This window comes from Mesorhizobium abyssinicae (genome assembly GCF_049887195.1).
GTDB classification, from domain to species: Bacteria; Pseudomonadota; Alphaproteobacteria; order Rhizobiales; family Rhizobiaceae; genus Mesorhizobium; species Mesorhizobium abyssinicae.
This window is the reverse complement of record NZ_JARAKC010000010.1, coordinates 81814-100169: the sequence shown is the minus strand read 5'-3', so window position 1 is coordinate 100169 and position 18356 is coordinate 81814. Positions and strand designations below refer to the sequence as shown.

Below are 18356 nucleotides of genomic sequence, written 5' to 3'. Positions count from 1 at the left end.
CATTCGGTTGCCCTCGCCCTTTTTCGGCGCGCCAAGCGTCGATGCGCAAGCACCGATTAATCATTTCCCGGCAAAACGGAGGTGGATGACAATCGCCGGTTGCTGGCGATTTCAGCGAAAAGGACGGATCGACGGCGTGTTGAACGGTTTCCTGCTCCTTGCCGAAGCGGTTCTCTATTTCGGCGTCATGGTCACGCTGTTCCGCTTCAGGGCGCGCATCGGGCTCGGCGTCTTCGTCTGCGCGCTCGGCGTCATGCATTTCCTGGAAACCTATCTTGCCAGCGTCTTCTATGTCGCCCTGCCCTTCGGCATGGTCTCGCCGGGCTCGGCGGTGCTGTTCTCGGGCAAGCTGGTGATGCTGCTCCTGCTTTACATCAAGGAAGACGCGGCGACGGTGCGCCAGCCGATCTATGGCCTGCTGCTCGGCAATAGCCTGATGATCGGTCTGGTGTTGATCCTGCGCTTGCATTCGATCTCGCCGCTTCCCGACGGCAAGCTTCCCGACATCGGTTTCATCGACCAGATGGGCTGGCTGATGGTGTGGGGCACGTCGCTGCTTTTCATCGACGCCATTCTGATCATCCTGCTCTACGAAAAGCTCGGCCGCTATCTTCGCGCTCGACCCTTCGCCCGCATCCTGGTGTCTGTCGCCTGCGTCCTGACCTTCGATCAGGCCGGCTTCTTTACCGCACTCCATTTCGTCGCCGGCGCGCCGATCGAGGTCTTCTTCGGCGGCTGGTTCGCCAAGATGGCGGCGGCGCTGGCCTATAGCGGCATGCTCGTCGCCTATCTCAGATGGGTCGAGGACCACGACATTGCGCTGCCGCGCGGCCTCTCGGACATTTTCGACACGCTGACCTATCGCGAGCGTTACGAAGCGCTGGTCAAGCATGTGGGACGCGACGGCCTGACCGGCCTGCTGCATCGCGGCAGCTTCGAGACCGACGGCCAGACCGCGGTCGCCCGCAGCCGGAGCACCTTAAAGCCGCTCAGCTTGCTGATCGTCGACGTCGACCATTTCAAATCGATCAACGATCGCTTCGGCCATGCCGAGGGCGACAAGGTGCTGAAGTCGATCGCCACCGTGCTGACCGAGGTCGCCGGCGCCGAGCAAAAGGTATTCCGGATAGGCGGCGAGGAATTCGCCATCCTGACCGAGCAGCCGCATGCCGTCGCAAGGCTGCTCGGCGAAAGCATCAGGCACGCGGTCAAGGCATCCGCCAGCACCAGCAGGTTCGAGCTGACCGTCAGCGTCGGCGTTTGCACCCTTGGCGATGCCAGCAACTCGCTGGCCGATATCTTCGCGCTGGCCGACGAACGTCTCTACAAGGCCAAATCGGCGGGGCGCGACCGCGTCATCGGCGAACTGGGCGACGACGAGGCCGAAAATCCCGGCATCTGGACGAGATCGGCGTAAGGCGCCGGTGGCGGAGCGAAGCGTCCCCGCCAGGCTTACTGGAAACCGGTCGGGTCGACTGTGCCCTTCGGGCAGCCCGCCTTGGAGGTCGGCGCGGCAGCCAGCATCAGGCTGCCCAGCGTGCTGTCGGGGCCGATAGTGCCCGACAGCCCGAGCGTCAGCTCGCCGATCATGCGCCTGCCGCTCGAGGGGTCGACCAGGCAGGAGACGCGGACCCGGTTGCCGGCGCCGGCGCCGAAGGCGCTGTCGAAAGCATTGCGGATCTGATCCGACGTCAGCTGCTTGCCGATATGCTTGGTGAAGAGATCGCGCACCGGCGACGCGTTCACCGCCCGCATCAGGTTCAACGCATCCGAGAAATACTCTTGCTGGCTCTTGCCGTAGCAGGTGCCGTGCTTGATCCATTCATGGCGCTCCAGCTTGGAGGCGGTGCCCGGCATCACCTGATCGAGCTCGGCACGGGTACTCGCATCGAGGTCGACCTTCGGCAGGTCCTGCCAATGAGCGGGATTGTCGTTCGCCTTGTCGCTTGCCGACACCTGGCAATAGAAGTTGCCGTTCGGCTGCGGCCACAGCCCATGCAAGGTGAAATGCCTGGCGTCGAAACCGGCCTTCGACTGCGCCTGGCATTCGGGCTTGCTGGACTTGGTCTCGCAGAAGGCAGGTTGCCAGCTCAGCGCGAAGACATATTCCGGCTTGCCGGAGCCAGGCTGCGCCGGCTTGTTCTGCTCGGCGGGCGCCGGCGTCGCCGCAGCACTGCCGCCGGTGACATGGCCGCAGCCGATCTTCACCCAGCGGCGGTCCGGATCGGCGCCCGGCAAGAGGATGAGGTAATGCGTCGGCTCGTCCTTGTTGCCCGCCAGCAGCTGGTAGCTTTGCCCGGCCGCGGTCGATATGTTCCCGGGGTTCTTGCCGCTCTTGATCGCCTGCGTCGCCGGACAGGCGGCATCGGCCACGAAGCTGCCGCTCATCTTCACATCGGCCCGCGCTGCTCCGGCGAGCGCCGTGACGGCTGCAGCCAACAAAAAAGCAAAACCTGTCCGCATTCCCCGCACCTCGGCTCAAAATGTCGCGGCACACACTGCCGCTGTCTCCATGTCAGAATTGCGATGGCTCGCGCCGCAGGAGAAGAAGCCCACAGCGCCAAATCAGCCGGGCCGCATTGACCTAAAACCGGCGCCAGCGCAAACAACACTCTCGTGAGCACGAGAAGGGCGTCGGGGGGACGAAGCGAAATGCCATTCGGCCAGCAGCGCATGGTCAAGTCGCCGACCGGCGCCGACCTCAACCTCTATGTGAAGCAGGCGACCGCCCAGCCGCGCGCCGTCGTCCAGATCAACCACGGACTGGCCGAGCACGCGGCGCGCTATGCCCGCTTCGCCGATTTCCTCGCCGAGCGCGGCTTTCATGTCTACGTGCATGACCACCGTGGCCATGGCGCGACCAGAGCGCCCGACGCACCGCTCGGCAAGTTCGCCGATGCGGATGGCGGCGCCAAGGTCATCGCCGATGTCGCCGCCATTCATGACCTGATCGCCGGCGAGCAGCCGGGCCTGCCGGTCATCCTCGTCGGCCATTCGATGGGCGCGTCGGTGGCGCTGAACTTCCTTCTGCGTCATTCGGCGCGCGTCCATGCCGCCGCGATCTGGAACGGCAATTTCTCCCAAGGCCTGCTAGGCCAGCTGGCGCTCGCCATCCTCGGCTGGGAAAGGATGCGGCTGGGTTCCGACGTGCCGTCAAGGCTGCTGCCGAGGCTGACCTTCCAGGCCTGGGGCAAGGCCGTGCCCAACCACAAGACGCTGTTCGACTGGCTGTCGCGCGACGAGGACGAGGTCGCGAAATACGTCGCCGATCCGCTCTGCGGCTGGGATGCCTCGGTGTCGATGTGGCGGGACGTCGTCAAGATGGCGATCTACGGCGGCAGCGACGGCAATTTTTCCGGCGTGCGCCGCACCCTTCCCATCAATCTGCTCGGCGGCGAGAAAGATCCCGCCTCGGATTACGGCAAGGCGGTCAACCACCTCGCCGGGCGCATGCGGGGGATGGGCTTTTCGAATCTGGTTTCAAAGGTTTACCCGGAGACCCGCCACGAAAGCCTGAACGAGGTGAACCGGGACATCGTCATGGCCGATTTTGCCGCATGGGCGGACAAAGTTCTCAAAGCGTGAGGCGGTTGGCCCATCGCAAGGGCCGTGACAGCAGCGGCGGGGATTGATAGAGGCTGCGCTTTCGACCCAACACGGTGATCCATGGCCGAGCCTCCGCTGAAAGGCATACGCGTTATCGAACTCGCCCGCATCCTCGCCGGGCCCTGGGCGGGGCAGTTGCTCGCCGATCTCGGCGCCGATGTCATCAAGGTCGAGAGCCCGGACGGCGGCGATGACACCCGCAAATGGGGTCCTCCCTTCGTCATGAGCCATGACGGCGAGAACCTGTCCGCCGCCTATTATCACTCCTGCAATCGCGGCAAACGCTCCATCGCCATCGACTTCTCAAAGCCCGAGGGCGCCGATACGCTGCGCCGGCTGGTCGCCAACGCCGACGTGCTGATCGAGAACTTCAAGCTCGGCGGGCTGAAGAAATACGGGCTCGACTACGAGAGCCTGAAGAAGATCAACCCGCGTCTCGTCTATTGCTCGATCACTGGTTTCGGCCAGGACGGACCCTACGCGCCACGCGCGGGCTATGATTTCATCATCCAGGCCATGGCTGGCATGATGTCGATCACCGGCGAGGCCGGCCGCGAGCCGCAGAAGGCCGGGGTCGCCATTTCCGACCTGTTCACCGGCCTCTATTCGGTGATCGCCATCCAGGCCGCGCTTCGCCATGCCGAAACGACCGGCGAGGGCCAGCACATCGACATGGCGCTCTACGACAGCCAGATCTCGGCGCTCAGCAACCAGAACCTCAACTATCTGGTTTCCGGCAGGTCGCCGGTACAGATGGGCAACGCGCATATGAACATTGCGCCCTATGAGGTGCTGCCGGTGAAGGACGGCCACATCATCCTGGCGGTCGGCAATGACGGCCAGTTCCAAAAATTCTGCGCGGCGGTCGGCCTCGACGATCTGCCGTCGAATCCCGACTTCGCCACCAATCCTGCTCGCGTCGCCAACCGCGCGAGACTGCGCGAGCGCATCATCGAGGCGCTCAAGACCTTTGATCGCGATCCGCTGCTGGCGAAGCTCGAAGCGGCAAGCGTGCCGGCGAGCCCGATCAACACGATCGGCCAGATGTTCGATGATCCGCAGACCATCGCGCGCGGCATGCGGCTCGATCTCGACGACGGCCACGGCAATCGCCTGCCCTCGGTGCGCGCGCCGATGGTGATGTCCGGCACGCCGCTCGTCTATGAGCGCCCCTCGCCGCGTCTTGGCGAACACACCGAGGAAATCCTGGCCGAACTGGAGAGATCAGCGAAATGAAAACCGGCGGACAACTGATCGTCGAGGCGCTTGAAGCCAACGGCACCGACCGCATCTTCTGCGTGCCCGGCGAATCCTATCTCGCGGTGCTCGACGCGCTGCATGACTCGCCGATCCGCACCATCGTCTGCCGCCAGGAAGGCGGCGCCGCGATGATGGCCGACTGCCAGGGCCGCCTGACCGGCAAGCCCGGCATCTGTTTCGTTACCCGCGGCCCCGGCGCCACCAACGCCTCGGCCGGCATCCACATCGCCATGCAGGATTCGGTCCCGGTGATCCTGTTCATCGGCCAGGTCGCCAGCCATGCCAAGGAGCGCGAGGCCTTCCAGGAGGTCGATTACAAGCGTTTCTTCGGCGACATTGCCAAATGGGTGGTCGAGATCGACGATGCCTCGCGCATTCCCGAATTCGTCACCCGCGCCTTCGCGGTGGCGACGTCCGGCCGTCCCGGCCCGGTCGTCATCTCGCTGCCCGAGGACATGCTGACCAGTGTCGTCGAGGCGCCTGCAGCACTGCCCCACACGCCGGTCGAGTCACGCCCCGGCGAGGTTGAGCTCGACGCGCTGGAAAAGCTTCTCGCCGGCGCCAAGCGCCCGTTCGTCATCCTCGGAGGCACGCGCTGGGACGAGCAAGCGGTGGCGCGGATGCACGCCATCGCCGAGGCATGGTCATTGCCCGTAGGATGCTCCTTCCGCCGCCAGATGCTGTTCGACCATTTGCATCCGAACTACGCCGGCGATGTCGGGATCGGCATCAATCCGAAGCTGGCGGCGCAGATCAAGGCAGCCGATGTCGTGCTCATGCTTGGCGGCCGCCTGGGTGAGATGCCGTCCTCCGACTACACGTTGCTGAAAAGCCCCTACCCCGACCAGGCGCTGGTGCACGTCCACGCCGATGCCGGCGAGCTCGGCCGCGTCTACCGGCCGACCATAGCCATCAACGCTTCGCCCGCCGCCTTCGTCGAGGCTTTCGCCAGGCGCAAGCCTTCGGCCAAGCCCTCCTGGGCGGCCGAGACGGAAAAGGCGCATGCCGCCTATCTCGAATGGTCGACGCCGCCGCAGACCGGCCCGGGCTCAGTTCAGATGGGGCCGATCATCGAGCATCTCGGAAAGGTCTTGCCGGAAGACGCCATCCTCACCAACGGCGCCGGCAACTACGCCACCTGGGTGCATCGCTTCTACCGCTCCCGCCGCTTCGGCACGCAGGCGGCACCGACCTCAGGTTCGATGGGCTACGGCACGCCGGCGGCCGTCGCCGCCAAGGCGCTGCACCCGAACCGCGAAGTCATCGCCTTCGCCGGCGACGGCTGCTTCCTGATGAACGGGCAGGAGTTCGCCACCGCAGTCCAGTACGATCTGCCGATCATCGTCATCGTCGTCAACAACGGCATTTACGGCACGATCCGCATGCATCAGGAGCGCGAATACCCGAGCCGCGTCGTCGCCACCAGTCTGAAAAACCCGGACTTCGCCGCCCTTGCCCGTTCCTATGGCGGCCATGGCGAGATGGTCGAGAAGACCGCCGACTTCGCGCCGGCCTTCGAGCGCGCGCGCGCCAGCGGCAGGCCGGCTATCGTCGAGATAAGGCTCGATCCCGAGGCGATCACGCCGACCCGCACGCTGACGCAGATCCGCGACAAGAGCTAAGGCGAAAGGCAGCCTCCTGCCTTTCTGCGCTCAACTGCGAAAGGGCGGCAAACCGCCCTTTCTGTCGGCTGGCGACAAAGGGGCGATGAACCGCCCCTTTGCGCCTTACATCGCCTTCTCGATCTGGCCGCGGATCTCGCCGTCCTTGTTGGCGGCGGTGTGGACGTTGACATAGTATTTGCCGGCTTCCAGATCGGCCGCCTGCGCATCGGTCAGCGTCGCCGATCCCTTGATCGGGCTCTTGAGCTTCTTGAACGGGATGACGGGTCCCGCATTCGCGCCCATCGCAGCCGGGCCGTGGATGTGGGCCGCAATCGCCGGTCCGCTGAGGCCGGAATATTTGACGTTCCAGCTCAGCTTCTTCTTGGCGGTGTCGAAGGTGAATGTGGCGGTTCCCTTGCCCTTGGTGGTGACAGGCGGGCTCTGCTGGCTGCCATCGAGCGTCGCCGTGTATTTCACCGTTTCGGCCAAGGCAGGAAAGGCAAGCAGGACCGACGCGGAAATGGCCAGCGCCGAGAGCATCGGCGCGAGGGGTTGAATGCGCATGGAAACCTCCGTTGTGACATCCCGAAATGGATGCACCGGCACAACGGCTTGAGGAGCCGATGTTTCCGCCCGGTAACGCCGATTTGACATCGCGCCGAAAAGGGGCGGTTACCCGCCCCTTTTTGGAGTCCACGAAGGCGGTGATCAGACGGCTGCCAACGCCTGCGTCAGGTCGGCGATCAGGTCGTCCGGATGCTCGACGCCGATCGACAGCCTGACCGTGGTCTCGAGCACGCCGATGCGCTGGCGCACCTCGAAGGGAATGCCCGAATGGGTCATGGCCGCCGGGTGGCTGGCGAGCGATTCCGTTCCGCCGAGGCTTACCGCCAGCTTGAAGATCTGCAGGGCGTTGAGAAAGGCGAACGCCGCCTTCTGCCCGCCGCGAATGTCGAAGGAGAAGGTCGAGCCGGCGCCACTGCACTGCGCGCGATAGGTGCGGCCCGAAGGCGTACCCTCGCCCAGGAACGGCAGATAATGCACCTTCTCGACCTTGGCATGGTCGCGCAGGAATTCGGCGACCAGGCGCGCATTGTCGTTTGCGCGTTCCATGCGGATCGACAGCGTCTCCAGCGAGCGGCCGAGCATCCAGCAGGAATGCGGGTCGAGCTGCGTGCCGATCGCGCCGCGCAGCGCCTTGATCGGCTTGGTGACCGCCTTGCTGCCCATCGCCGCGCCGGCGATCAGGTCGGAATGGCCGCCGACATATTTGGTCAGCGAATAGACGGAGACATCGGCGCCGTGTTCGATCGGCCGCTGGAACACCGGACCGAGCAGCGTGTTGTCGCAGACGATGATCGGCTTCGTCCCTTGCCCGGCGCCGATTTCGTCGGCGATCCTGCGCATCAGCGCGATGTCGACAAGGCTGTTGGTGGGATTTGACGGCGTCTCGATCAGGATGACCGACACGCGGCCCTTGGCCGTGGCAGCATTGGCAGCCGCGCGAACCGCCACCTCGTCGACGCCGTCCGCGAAGCCGACGGCCTCTATGCCGAAGCCGGCGAGCGTGCGCGTCAGGAGCGTCTCGGTGCCGCCATAGAGCGGCTGCGAATGCAGGATGACGTCACCCGGGCGGGCATAGGCGAGAAGGGTCGTTGCGATCGCCGACATGCCGGACGAGAACAGGATACAGGCGTCCGTGCCCTCATAGACCGCCAGCCGGTCCTCGACGATCTCGCTGTTGGGATGGTTGAAGCGCGAATAGACGAGACCGGAAGCCGTGCCGCTCGGAGGTTCCTTGCGACCGGAGGTGTAGTCGAAGAAGTCGCGTCCCTCTTCCGCCGATTTGAACACGAAGGTCGAGGTGAGGAACACCGGCGGCTTGACCGCGCCCTCCGAAAGCTGCGGATCGAAGCCATAGCTCAGCATCAGCGTCTCCGGATGGAGCTTGTGGTTGCCGATGTGGGTTTTCGACGGGCGCGGCGCGGTCATGGCTTTTTCCTGCTTTTCGAGGAGTGTTGCCTCGCAATTTATGCCATCCCCATCATGCAGTCCTTGCTATTTTTGGGCTCCCATGGCTGCGTTCCCGCAATGAATTGCCTGGAGAGCCCAAAAGTGCAGCAGAAGATAGCCGACGATTTCGACCGCAAGATCCTGCGTGAACTGCAAGCCGACGCCCGCATCACCAACAACGAGCTTGCCGAGCGGATCGGTCTGTCGCCGTCGCCCTGCCTGCGGCGCGTGCGGCGTTTGGAGGAAGCCGGCGTCATCAGAGGCTATACCGCCTTGGTCGATCCGGCCGCGTTCGGCTGGGGCATGGTCGCCATCGCCACCATCAGGCTCAGCCGCCAGAACGAGGACGAGATCGTCATGTTCGAGGAGGCGATCCGCGGCTGGGAAGAGGTGCTGGAATGCCACCTCGTCACCGGTTCGCGCGACTATGTGCTGAAGGTGGTGGCAGGAAGCCTCGAGCAGTACGAGCGCTTCATCAAGGAAAAGATCGCGCGGCTGAAATGCGTCGCCTCGATCGAGACCAGCTTCGTCATGAACACCATAAAGGAACGGCGCCTCTGAGGCGCCGTTCCCAGATCAGCATGTCAGCGTTCAGCCGGCCTACTTGATCGCCTTGTCGGTGATCGCCGTGGTGTACGCGCCTTCCGGCTGCTTGGTGATGATCTTCTGGTCGAGCAGCGCCTTGGCGGTGCGCTCATAGGCTTCCGGAATCAGCTTGCCATCGGCATTGTCGATCAGCTTGGCGACTTCGCCCATCATCCGCTTCTGGTGGTTCTCGTCCTGGCCGCCATTGTCCATGACGATGCCGGCTGCCTCGTCGGAGTTGTCCACGGCATATTTCCAGCCCTTCATCGAAGCGCGCACGAAACGCACCATCTTGTCCTCGAAGGCCGGATCCTTGAGCTTGTCTCCCAACGCATAGAGCCCGTCTTCGAGCAAATCGTTGCCCATGGCCGAGTAGTTGAACACGGTGAGCTGTTCCGGCTTGTAGCCGGCGTCGATCAGCTGCCAGTACTCGTTGTAGGTCATGACCGAGATGCAGTCCGCCTGCTTCTGGATCAGCGGCTGCACGTCGAAGCTCTGCTTCAGCACGGTGACGCCGTCCGGGCCGCCCTCGGTCTTGAGGCCGAGCTTGTTCATCCAGGCGTAGAACGGATACTCGTTGCCGAAGAACCAGACGCCGAGCGTGTGGCCCTTGAAGTCGGCTTCGGTCTTGATCGGGCCATCCTTCGGGCAGACCAACTCCATGCCGGCCTTCTTGAACGGCTGGGCGATGTTGACCAGCGGCACGCCCTTCTCGCGCGCGGCAAGCGCGCCGCCCATCCAGTCGACGATGACGTCGGCGCCGCCGCCGGCGATCACCTGCTCGGGCGCGATATCGGGGCCGCCCGGCTTGATGTCGACGTCGAGGCCCTCGGCTTCGTAGAAGCCCTTGGCCTTGGCGACATAGTAGCCGGCGAACTGGGCCTGCGTGACCCACTTCAGCTGCAGCGTCACCTTGTCGGCGGCCATCGCCTGGAAAGCGGCCAGCGACATCGCGCCGGCCAGGACAGGAATAATCAGTCTTTTCATGTTTTTACCCTCTGAAGTTAGCACCCTTAAACCCACCGCCCCTATCCACCACGGACAGAGGGATGCCAAAACGTGACGGCTCTTTCGACAAGAGCGACCACGCCATAAAAGACCGAACCCGCCAGTGCTGCAACTGCGATTTCGGCCCAGACCATGTCGATGTTCATCCGCCCGACCTCGGTCGAAATGCGGAATCCCATGCCGACGACGGGCGTGCCGAAGAACTCCGCGACGATGGCGCCGATCAGCGCCAGCGTCGAGTTGATCTTCAGCGCGTTGAAGATGAAGGGAGCGGCGGCGGGCAACCTGAGCTTGATGAGCGTCGGCCAATAGCCCGACGCATAGGTGCGCATCAAGTCGCGCTCCATATGGCCGGAAGCGGCAAGCCCGGCGACCGTGTTCACCAGCATCGGGAAGAAGGTCATGATGATGACGACCGCCGCCTTTGACTGCCAGTCGAAGCCGAACCACATCACCATGATCGGCGCCACGCCGATGATCGGCAGCGCCGAGACCATGTTGCCGATCGGCAAGAGCCCGCGCCTGAGGAACGGCACGCGGTCGGCCGCGATCGCCGCGAGGAAGCCGGCGCCGCTGCCGACAACATAGCCGAAGATCACCGCCTTGAAGATGGTCTGCCGGACATCGGCGCCGAGTACCGGCAGCGAACCGGCGATGCGCGCGCCGATGGCGCTTGGCGGCGGCAACAGGATGAAGGGAATGCCGGCTCCCCGGGTCACCGCTTCCCAGATGATCAGGATCCAGGCGCCGAAGATCGCCGGGATAATCAGCCGCAGGGCGGTCCGCACCCAGTTCGCCACCGGGCGCAGCGAAGACAGCACCGCCACGCAGCGCCATCCCAGCAGCCAGGCGGCGGCGAGCAGCAGGAAGAATGGCGCCAGCGCCGTGCCTTCATAGCCGTTTATGCCCGTGATCAGCAGCCAGGCGGCGAGATGCGCGCCGATGAATAGCACCAGGGCTTCGACGATCGTGGACAGCCTGGCCATCGAGGCAAGAGTTGCCAGCAGCAGCAGGCCGAACATCAGCCCCTTCGTCGCAAGGTAGGGATAGTCGAAAGACGCTTCAGGTTGCGCCAGCGCCGCCGCTTCCGGCTTCGACATCGCGCCGAGTGCCAAGGCGATCAGGCATAGCAGGATCGCCAGCAGCCCTTGCCAGGATGGTTTTAGCCAACTCATGCCGGCCTCCCGCCCATGGCGCGGTCGACGAGGCGGCCGGCAACGCCGACCACCATCACCAGAAGTGCTGCCACGACCGAACCGGCGACCAGCGCCGACCAGATATCGATGGACTGGCTGTAGTAGGCGCCCGCCAGCAGCTTGGCGCCGATGCCGGCGACAGCGCCGGTCGGCAGTTCGCCGACGATGGCGCCAACCAGGCTCGCCGCCACCGCCACCTTCATCGAGGTGAACAGGAACGGCACCGATGCCGGCACCCTCAGCTTCCAGAAAGTCTGCGCACGGCTGGCATTGTAGGTATGCATCAGGTCGAGATGCATAAGCTCGGGCGAGCGCAGCCCCTTCACCATGCCGACAGTCACCGGGAAGAACGACAGGTAGGTCGAGATCAGCGCCTTCGGGATCAGCCCGGTGATGCCGACCGCCGCCAGCACCACGATGATCATAGGCGCAACGGCCAGGATGGGGATCGTCTGCGAGGCAATGACCCACGGCATCAGGCTACGGTCGAGCGTCGCGACATGCACGATGCCGACGGCAATGACGATGCCGAGCGCGGTGCCGAAGGCAAAGCCGAGCAGCGTCGAGGACAGCGTCACCCAGGCGTTGTAGACCAGGCTGCGGTTCGAGGTGACTGACCGCAGGAAGGTGTTCTCGAAGAAATTCACCGCCACCTGATGCGGCGCCGGCAGCGTCGGCTTCGGCTGCGACAGCGTCTTGCCGATGAATTCGGCGGTGCCGGGCGTCTCATTGGCGCGTTGGTCGAGATCGCGCTGGAACGGCGCGTTGAGGACAACGGCAAAGACATACCAGGCGACCACCACGGCTGCGAGGATGGTTGTGACGGGGATGATTTTCGAGCGGAAGGAGTCCATCAGCGCTGCCCCTCTCCTCTTCCCGCCGGGGGGAGGGTAGCCGGAGCGAAGCGAAGGCCGAAGGCGTGGTTGGCCGCTCCCTTCACGCACGCCGCATCGCGGGCGCCTCGCCCTGGGATGACGAAGGCGCGGGCAGGCGCTCGCTCCTGACGGCGCTCAATCATCATAGCTGTGCCCTGCCCGGAGGCCGTCGCGCACGCGCGCGGCGATCGCCAAAAACTCCGGCGTCTCGCGGATGTCGAGCGGCCGCTTTCTTGGCAGCGTCGATTCGATAACGTCGCTGACGCGGCCCGGCCGCGGCGACATCACGACGATGCGCGTCGAGAGGTACACCGCCTCGGGAATGGAGTGGGTGACGAAGCAGATCGTCTTGTTGGTCCGCTCCCACAATTCCAGAAGCTGTTCATTCAAATGGTCGCGCACGATCTCGTCGAGCGCGCCGAACGGTTCGTCCATCAGGAGCAAGTCGGCGTCGAAAGCGAGCGCACGGGCGATCGAGGCGCGCTGCTGCATGCCGCCGGAAAGCTGCCAGGGATATTTCTTCTCGAAGCCGGCGAGGTTGACCAGTTCCAGCGTGCGCTTGATGCGCTCCGCCTGCTCTGCCTTTGAGAGGCCGATGATCTCCAGGGGCAGCGCCACATTGCGCTCGATCGTGCGCCACGGGAAAAGGGCGGCCGCCTGGAAGACATAGCCATAGGCGCGTTTCTCGCGCGCCTGCTCCGGCGTCAGGCCGTTGACCGAAATGGTCCCCGATGTCGGCTTCTCCAGGTCGGCGATGACCCTGAGCAAGGTCGTCTTGCCGCAACCAGACGGGCCGATGAAGGAGACGAATTCGCCCTTGCCGATGGTGAGGTCGACATTGGACAGCGCCTGCACCGGACCGTCATTGGTCTGGAAGGTGAGGCCTAGCTTGCTTGCCGAAACGACGGCTGGCGACTGTCCGGTCATTGGCTGGCGCCTGCCCGTTCCCGTGCCTGCGGCGCCGGCTGGATTCCGATTGCTTTTATCGCGACGTTGTTTTCCACTCACCCTGCCCCATTGGCCTTGTCCCGCCAGCCCGACGCCCGGAGTTTCCCCGATGTCGCTCAAACCGACTTGTCATCTTATCCGCCCCGAAAGCACTTATGAAGGCAAGCAGGGTTTGACCTATTTCGCCGGCATTGCCACCGAGTCGGTCGGCTCGTCCGGCATCTGCATGCACGTGCTCACCATGCCGCCCGGTGCCCGCGCCAAGGCGCATATGCATGAGAACCATGAGACGGCGATCTACGTGCTCTCCGGCGAGGTCCACACCTGGTATGGCGACCGCCTTGAGCATCACATCGTCGTCAAGGCCGGCGACCTGTTCTATATCCCCGCCGGCGTGCCGCATCTGCCCGCCAATCTGAGCGGCGCGCCCTCGTCGGCGGTCATCGCCCGCACCGACCCCAACGAGCAGGAAAGCGTCGTCCTGCTGCCGGAACTGGATGCGCTGGTTGCCTAAGGCATTTTGCAGCCAAGCGGGATCGCTTGGCGTCGCACAAATGCTGTCTTGCTTCGGAACCGAAGGAAAAACTCCAAGCGTCATTTGCACCGGGAGACTTCTCCCATGACATTGCCGTCCTCGTCGGCGATCACCAGCTTTTTGGCGTTCTTGGCGCTGCGCTTGATGGTGAACTGGGCGGGTGACTCACCCTCCTCGCCTTCCGCCTGGCATTGCGCCTTGACCAGCAGCGAGCCGTCGGCCTGTGCCTTCTTTTCGGTAAAGGTGCAGGCACTCGCCACCGTGACGAATGCCTCGTCGGTCAACAGCAGCATGTCCTCGGCATAGATTTCCTGGCCGTTCTTGTTGATGCAGCCGGATTTGTTGCCATAGGGTTTCGACAGGTCGATCGCAGCCGCGGAAGCCTGACCGGCGACGAGCAGCGCTGCGGCCGCAAACGCAAAATGAGAAACGCGCACGCTCAGACCCCGGTCGCCGGAATGCCGGTGCGTTCCACCTTGCGCGGCGCGCTGATCTCCTTCCAGGTCGACAGCGCCCGGTTGACCGCGGCGTTCGGCTCGCGGGCGACGAATTCGCCATGGCCGACCTTGGCCTTGACCTCCGCCTCCTCGATCGACAATTCGCCGCGCGAGAAGACGAAGCGCGGCAGGCCGGTCACCTCGAAGCCTTCGAACACATTGTAGTCGATCACCGACTGCTGCTTCTTCGAGGTGATCGTCTTCTTGCGCTTCGGATCCCAGACCAGGATGTCGGCGTCCGCGCCTTCGACGATGGCGCCCTTCTTCGGGTACATGTTGAGGATCTTGGCGATGTTGGTCGAGGTCACCGCGACGAATTCGTTCATCGTCAGCCGTCCGGTGTTGACGCCGGTCGTCCACAGCACCGGCAGCCGGTCCTCGAGCCCGCCCGTGCCGTTCGGAATCTTGGTGAAGTCGCCGACGCCGTTGCGCTTTTGCTGGGTGGTGAACGAGCAATGGTCGGTCGCCACCACTTGCAGCGATCCCGCCTGCAGGCCCGCCCACAGCGAATCCTGGTGCAGCTTGTTGCGGAAGGGCGGGCTCATCACGCGGCGCGCGGCGTGGTCCCAGTCCTTGTTGAAATATTCGCTCTCGTCGAGCGTCAAATGCTGGATCAGCGGCTCGCCGAACACCCGCATGCCCTTCTGGCGCGCGCGGCGGATGGCCTCATGCGCCTGCTCGCAGGAGACATGCACGACATAGAGCGGCACGCCGGCCATGTCGGCGATCATGATGGCGCGGTTGGTCGCCTCGCCTTCCACTTCCGGCGGCCGCGAATAGGCATGCCCCTCGGGGCCGTTGTTGCCGGCGGCGAGCAGCTTCTGAGAAAGGGCTGCAACCACGTCGCCATTCTCGGCATGCACCAGCGGCAGAGCGCCGAGATCGGCGCAGCGCTGGAACGACGCGTACATCTCGTCGTCGTCGACCATCAGGGCGCCCTTGTAGGCCATGAAGTGCTTGAACGAGGTGATGCCCCTGTCGACGACGGTCGCCATCTCGTCGAACACCTGCTTTCCCCACCAGGTGACCGCCATGTGGAATGAATAGTCGCAGGCCGCCTTCGAGGTCTTGTTGTCCCACATCTGCAACGCTTCGAGCAGCGACTGTTTCGGCGCCGGCAGGCAGAAATCGACCACCATCGTCGTTCCGCCGGAAAGTGCCGCGCGGGTGCCGGATTCGAAATCGTCGGCCGAATAGGTGCCCATGAACGGCATTTCGAGATGGGTGTGCGGATCGATGCCGCCCGGCATGACGTAGCAGCCGGTGGCGTCGAACTCATGGTCGCCGTGCAGGTTCGAGCCGATGGCGACGATCTTGCCGTGCTGCATCAGCACGTCGGCCTTCCAGGTGCGGTCGGCCGTGACGATCGTGCCGTTCCTGATGACTTTGGTCATTTTCATGTTCCCCTGTTCTAATCGCGCTTCTTTGCGAGCAGCGTTGAATTCTAGATTCCGGACCTCACTCGACGATGACAGCCGTCTCCACCACCGCATGGAACAAAACGTCGGCGCCGGCGCCCGCCCATTCCTTGGATATCTCCTCAGCCTCGTTGTGGCTGAGCCCGTCGACGCAGGGGCACATCACCATCGCCGTAGGGGCAACGCGGTTGATCCAGCAGGCGTCGTGGCCGGCACCCGAGACGATGTTGCGATGCGTGTAGCCCAACCGTTCGGCGGCATCGCGGATCGCCTTGACGCAGTTCTTGTCGAAGGTCACCGGATCGAAATGGCCGACCTGCTCGATCTGGTATTTGATGTCGAGCGCATCGCAGATCGTGTCGATGCCTTCGCGCACGCGCGCGTCCATGGCGTCGAGCACCTCCTTTTCCGGTGAGCGGATGTCGATGGTGAAGACGGTGCGCCCGGCAATGATGTTGCGCGAGTTCGGATAGGCCTGCATGTGGCCGACCGCGCCGACCGCGTCCGGCTGGTAGTCCATGGCGATCTCGTGTACCAGCTCGATCACCCGCGCCATGCCGAGGCCGGCATTGCGTCGCTTCGGCATCGGCGTCGAACCGGTATGCGCCTCCTTGCCGGTCAGCGTCACCTGCAGCCACTTCAGGCCCTGGCCGTGGGTGACAACCCCGATGTCGATGCCTTCATCTTCAAGAATGGGCCCCTGCTCGATATGCAGTTCGAAGAAGGCGTGGATCTTGCGCTCGCCGATCTTCTCGGCGCCTTTCCAGCCGATGCGCTCCAATTCCTCGCCGAACTTCTTGCCGTCCTTGTCGACATGTTCGTAGACATCGGCCTGGTCGAGCACGCCGGCAAAGACGCCGGACGCCATCATCGCCGGCGCGAAGCGCGCGCCTTCCTCGTTCGTCCAGTTGGTGACGACGATCGGGTGTTTGGTCTTGATGCCGAGATCGTTGAGCGAGCGCACGACTTCCAGCCCGCCGAGCACGCCGAGCACGCCGTCATACTTGCCGCCGGTCGGCTGGGTGTCGAGATGGCTGCCCACATAGACTGGCGGCAGACTGGGATCGGTGCCCTCACGGCGGGCAAACATGGTGCCCATCTCGTCGAGCCCCATTTCGAGGCCGGCGGCCTCGCACCAGCGCTTGAACAGATGCCGGCCCTCGCCATCCTCGTCGGTCACGGTCTGGCGATTGTTGCCGCCGGCAATGCCGGGGCCGATCTTCGCCATCTCCATGATGGAATCCCACAAACGGTCTGAATTGATTCGCAGATTCTCGCCGGGGGCGGCCATTCAAAGTCCTCTCATTTCACTACCCGGTGGGGCGGCGGTTCCCGACGCCGCCACACCGGACAAAGCAGGTCTAGTCGATCGACCTCAGCACATCCCGCAGATGGTCGATCAATTCGTTGATCTGGCCCTTGGTGATGATCAGCGGCGGCGACAGTGCGATGATGTCGCCGGTGGTGCGGATCAGCAAGCCGTGCTCGAACGCCTTGACGAAGGCCGAGAAGGCCCGCTTCGTCGGCTGCCCGGCGATCGGCGCCAGCTCGATCGCACCGATCAGGCCGATGTTCCTGACGTCGATCACGTTCGGCTCGCCCTTCAGCGAATGCAGCGCGTCTTCCCAGTAAGGCGCCAGTTCTTCGCCGCGGGTCAACAGGCCCTCTTCCTTGTAGGTGTCGAGCGTGCCGAGCGCGGCGGCACAGGCGATCGGATTGCCCGAATAGGTGTAGCCGTGGAAGAACTCGATCATGTGATCGGGTCCGGTCATGAAGGCGTCGTGAATCTCCTTCGTCACGAATACCGCGCCCATCGGGATGACGCCGTTGGAGACGCCCTTGGCGGTCGTCATGATGTCAGGCGTCACACCGAAATAGTCGGCGGCGAACGGCGTGCCGAGGCGTCCGAAGCCGGTGATGACCTCGTCGAAGATCAACAGGATGCCGTGCTTGGTGCAGATCTCGCGCAGCTTCTGCAGATAGCCCTTCGGCGGCAGGATGACGCCGGTCGAGCCGGCCACCGGCTCGACGATGACGGCCGCGATGGTCGAGGCGTCGTGCAGCGCGACGATGCGCTCCAACTCGTTGGCGAGTTCCGCGCCGTGTTCCGGCACGCCCTTCGAGAAGGCGTTCTTTTCCGGCAGATGCGTGTGCGGCATATGGTCGACGCCGCCGAGCAGCGTGCCGAACATCTTGCGGTTGTTGACGATGCCGCCGACCGAGATGCCGCCGAAATTGACGCCGTGATAGCCGCGCTCGCGGCCGATCAGGCGGGTGCGCGAGCCTTCGCCCCTGGCGCGGTGGTAGGCGATCGCCATCTTCAGCGCGGTATCGACCGATTCCGAACCCGAATTGGTGAAGAAGACATGGTCCATGCCCTTCGGTGCGATGTCGACCAGGCGGTTCGCCAGTTCGAAGACGATCGGGTGGCCCATCTGGAAGGCCGGCGCATAGTCGAGCTCGGCCGCCTGGTGCTGGATCGCTTCGGTGATCTTCGGCCGGCAGTGGCCGGCATTGACGCACCAGAGACCGGCGGTGCCGTCGAGCACCTTGCGGCCGTCGCTGGTCGTGTAATGCATGTCCTTGGCGGACACGAACATGCGAGGCGCTTGCTTGAACTGCCGGTTCGCCGTGAACGGCATCCAGAATGCGCTGAGATCGTTCGGCGTGACTTTCAGCCGGTTGGACATGACCAAGACTTCCCCTTGTAACCTGTTTCGGTGCGGCTAACGCTTGGTCTTCCCAGCACTTGGTCTCAGCTGCGTTTTCGTGCTACGCAAATTTTGACCGATTGGACAAACGTTAGCACCG

The 18356-nt window shown here is 64.0% G+C and carries 17 protein-coding genes; 6 read left to right on the top strand and 11 right to left on the bottom strand.

What is annotated here, in order from left to right:
• Nucleotides 1-136 precede the first annotated feature (136 nt).
• Nucleotides 137-1417 carry a GGDEF domain-containing protein gene (locus PU724_RS21735; RefSeq protein ID WP_354423726.1) on the top strand — a complete coding sequence of 427 codons (1281 nt, stop codon included), beginning with the start codon at nt 137-139 and terminating at the stop codon, nt 1415-1417.
• 35 nt (nt 1418-1452) lie between these two features.
• On the opposite strand, the gene PU724_RS21730 is transcribed toward PU724_RS21735, so the two are convergent.
• Nucleotides 1453-2463 carry a ribonuclease T2 family protein gene (locus tag PU724_RS21730; RefSeq protein ID WP_354423728.1) on the bottom strand — a complete coding sequence of 337 codons (1011 nt, stop codon included), beginning with the start codon at nt 2461-2463 and terminating at the stop codon, nt 1453-1455.
• 189 nt (nt 2464-2652) lie between these two features.
• Here PU724_RS21730 and PU724_RS21725 point away from each other — a divergent pair, with 189 nt between their 5' ends.
• From PU724_RS21725 to PU724_RS21715, 3 genes are all read left to right on the top strand, one after another.
• On the top strand, nt 2653-3585 hold the full coding sequence (locus PU724_RS21725; protein WP_354423730.1) for an alpha/beta fold hydrolase: 933 nt from the start codon (nt 2653-2655) through the stop codon (nt 3583-3585).
• Between the two features lie 81 nt (nt 3586-3666).
• Nucleotides 3667-4842, top strand: a complete 1176-nt coding sequence (locus PU724_RS21720) for a CaiB/BaiF CoA transferase family protein (protein ID WP_354423732.1) — start codon at nt 3667-3669, stop codon at nt 4840-4842.
• A complete protein-coding gene (locus tag PU724_RS21715) occupies nt 4839-6488 on the top strand; it encodes a thiamine pyrophosphate-binding protein (RefSeq protein ID WP_354423734.1) in 1650 nt (549 codons plus the stop codon). The genes PU724_RS21720 and PU724_RS21715 overlap by 4 nt, the downstream gene beginning before the upstream one ends.
• 105 nt (nt 6489-6593) lie before the next feature.
• Here the strand turns inward: PU724_RS21715 and PU724_RS21710 are convergent, their stop codons facing one another.
• Nucleotides 6594-7034: a CHRD domain-containing protein gene (locus tag PU724_RS21710; protein ID WP_127283270.1), complete on the bottom strand. Its 441-nt coding sequence runs from the start codon at nt 7032-7034 to the stop codon at nt 6594-6596.
• Between the two features lie 144 nt (nt 7035-7178).
• Nucleotides 7179-8462, bottom strand: a complete 1284-nt coding sequence (locus tag PU724_RS21705; RefSeq protein WP_354423736.1) for a cystathionine gamma-synthase family protein — start codon at nt 8460-8462, stop codon at nt 7179-7181.
• 123 nt (nt 8463-8585) lie between these two features.
• Here PU724_RS21705 and PU724_RS21700 point away from each other — a divergent pair, with 123 nt between their 5' ends.
• Nucleotides 8586-9044, top strand: coding sequence for an Lrp/AsnC family transcriptional regulator (locus PU724_RS21700; RefSeq protein ID WP_126093047.1), 459 nt, complete (start codon nt 8586-8588; stop codon nt 9042-9044).
• Nucleotides 9045-9083: 39 nt separating this feature from the next.
• On the opposite strand, the gene PU724_RS21695 is transcribed toward PU724_RS21700, so the two are convergent.
• The 4 genes from PU724_RS21695 to PU724_RS21680 form a co-directional block, all read right to left on the bottom strand.
• Nucleotides 9084-10055 (bottom strand): ABC transporter substrate-binding protein, encoded by a 972-nt coding sequence (locus tag PU724_RS21695; RefSeq protein ID WP_126053856.1) that lies wholly within the window; start codon nt 10053-10055, stop codon nt 9084-9086.
• A gap of 41 nt (nt 10056-10096) precedes the next feature.
• Nucleotides 10097-11251, bottom strand: a complete 1155-nt coding sequence (locus PU724_RS21690; RefSeq protein ID WP_354423739.1) for an ABC transporter permease — start codon at nt 11249-11251, stop codon at nt 10097-10099.
• Entirely contained in the window at nt 11248-12126 is an 879-nt protein-coding gene (locus PU724_RS21685; protein ID WP_292105865.1) for an ABC transporter permease, read from the bottom strand. The genes PU724_RS21690 and PU724_RS21685 overlap by 4 nt, the downstream gene beginning before the upstream one ends.
• Nucleotides 12127-12282: 156 nt before the next feature.
• Nucleotides 12283-13074 (bottom strand): ABC transporter ATP-binding protein, encoded by a 792-nt coding sequence (locus tag PU724_RS21680; RefSeq protein ID WP_127283267.1) that lies wholly within the window; start codon nt 13072-13074, stop codon nt 12283-12285.
• Nucleotides 13075-13204: 130 nt separating this feature from the next.
• Between PU724_RS21680 and PU724_RS21675 the strand changes: the two genes are divergently transcribed.
• On the top strand, nt 13205-13609 hold the full coding sequence (locus tag PU724_RS21675; protein WP_127283266.1) for a cupin domain-containing protein: 405 nt from the start codon (nt 13205-13207) through the stop codon (nt 13607-13609).
• 80 nt (nt 13610-13689) lie between these two features.
• On the opposite strand, the gene PU724_RS21670 is transcribed toward PU724_RS21675, so the two are convergent.
• The 4 genes from PU724_RS21670 to aptA form a co-directional block, all read right to left on the bottom strand.
• Nucleotides 13690-14067 carry a hypothetical protein gene (locus tag PU724_RS21670; protein WP_189340688.1) on the bottom strand — a complete coding sequence of 126 codons (378 nt, stop codon included), beginning with the start codon at nt 14065-14067 and terminating at the stop codon, nt 13690-13692.
• A 2-nt stretch (nt 14068-14069) separates the two neighbouring features.
• Complete coding sequence (gene hydA, locus PU724_RS21665; RefSeq protein WP_292105871.1) at nt 14070-15521, bottom strand: dihydropyrimidinase; 1452 nt, start codon at nt 15519-15521, stop codon at nt 14070-14072.
• Nucleotides 15522-15585: 64 nt separating this feature from the next.
• Nucleotides 15586-16836, bottom strand: a complete 1251-nt coding sequence (locus PU724_RS21660) for a Zn-dependent hydrolase (protein WP_354423743.1) — start codon at nt 16834-16836, stop codon at nt 15586-15588.
• A 70-nt stretch (nt 16837-16906) separates the two neighbouring features.
• Nucleotides 16907-18235 (bottom strand): omega-aminotransferase AptA, encoded by a 1329-nt coding sequence (gene aptA / locus PU724_RS21655; RefSeq protein WP_127283263.1) that lies wholly within the window; start codon nt 18233-18235, stop codon nt 16907-16909.
• Nucleotides 18236-18356 lie beyond the last annotated feature (121 nt).

Bases quoted from the DNA above. Each gene is read 5' to 3' on its own strand.
- PU724_RS21730 (WP_354423728.1), bottom strand. From the start codon at position 2,463: ATGCGGACAGGTTTTGCTTTTTTGTTGGCTGCAGCCGTCACGGCGCTC.
- PU724_RS21725 (WP_354423730.1), top strand. From the start codon at position 2,653: ATGCCATTCGGCCAGCAGCGCATGGTCAAGTCGCCGACCGGCGCCGAC.
- PU724_RS21720 (WP_354423732.1), top strand. From the start codon at position 3,667: ATGGCCGAGCCTCCGCTGAAAGGCATACGCGTTATCGAACTCGCCCGC.
- PU724_RS21715 (WP_354423734.1), top strand. From the start codon at position 4,839: ATGAAAACCGGCGGACAACTGATCGTCGAGGCGCTTGAAGCCAACGGC.
- PU724_RS21710 (WP_127283270.1), bottom strand. From the start codon at position 7,034: ATGCGCATTCAACCCCTCGCGCCGATGCTCTCGGCGCTGGCCATTTCC.
- PU724_RS21705 (WP_354423736.1), bottom strand. From the start codon at position 8,462: ATGACCGCGCCGCGCCCGTCGAAAACCCACATCGGCAACCACAAGCTC.
- PU724_RS21695 (WP_126053856.1), bottom strand. From the start codon at position 10,055: ATGAAAAGACTGATTATTCCTGTCCTGGCCGGCGCGATGTCGCTGGCC.
- PU724_RS21690 (WP_354423739.1), bottom strand. From the start codon at position 11,251: ATGAGTTGGCTAAAACCATCCTGGCAAGGGCTGCTGGCGATCCTGCTA.
- PU724_RS21685 (WP_292105865.1), bottom strand. From the start codon at position 12,126: ATGGACTCCTTCCGCTCGAAAATCATCCCCGTCACAACCATCCTCGCA.
- PU724_RS21680 (WP_127283267.1), bottom strand. From the start codon at position 13,074: ATGACCGGACAGTCGCCAGCCGTCGTTTCGGCAAGCAAGCTAGGCCTC.
- PU724_RS21675 (WP_127283266.1), top strand. From the start codon at position 13,205: ATGTCGCTCAAACCGACTTGTCATCTTATCCGCCCCGAAAGCACTTAT.
- hydA (WP_292105871.1), bottom strand. From the start codon at position 15,521: ATGACCAAAGTCATCAGGAACGGCACGATCGTCACGGCCGACCGCACC.
- PU724_RS21660 (WP_354423743.1), bottom strand. From the start codon at position 16,836: ATGGCCGCCCCCGGCGAGAATCTGCGAATCAATTCAGACCGTTTGTGG.
- aptA (WP_127283263.1), bottom strand. From the start codon at position 18,235: ATGTCCAACCGGCTGAAAGTCACGCCGAACGATCTCAGCGCATTCTGG.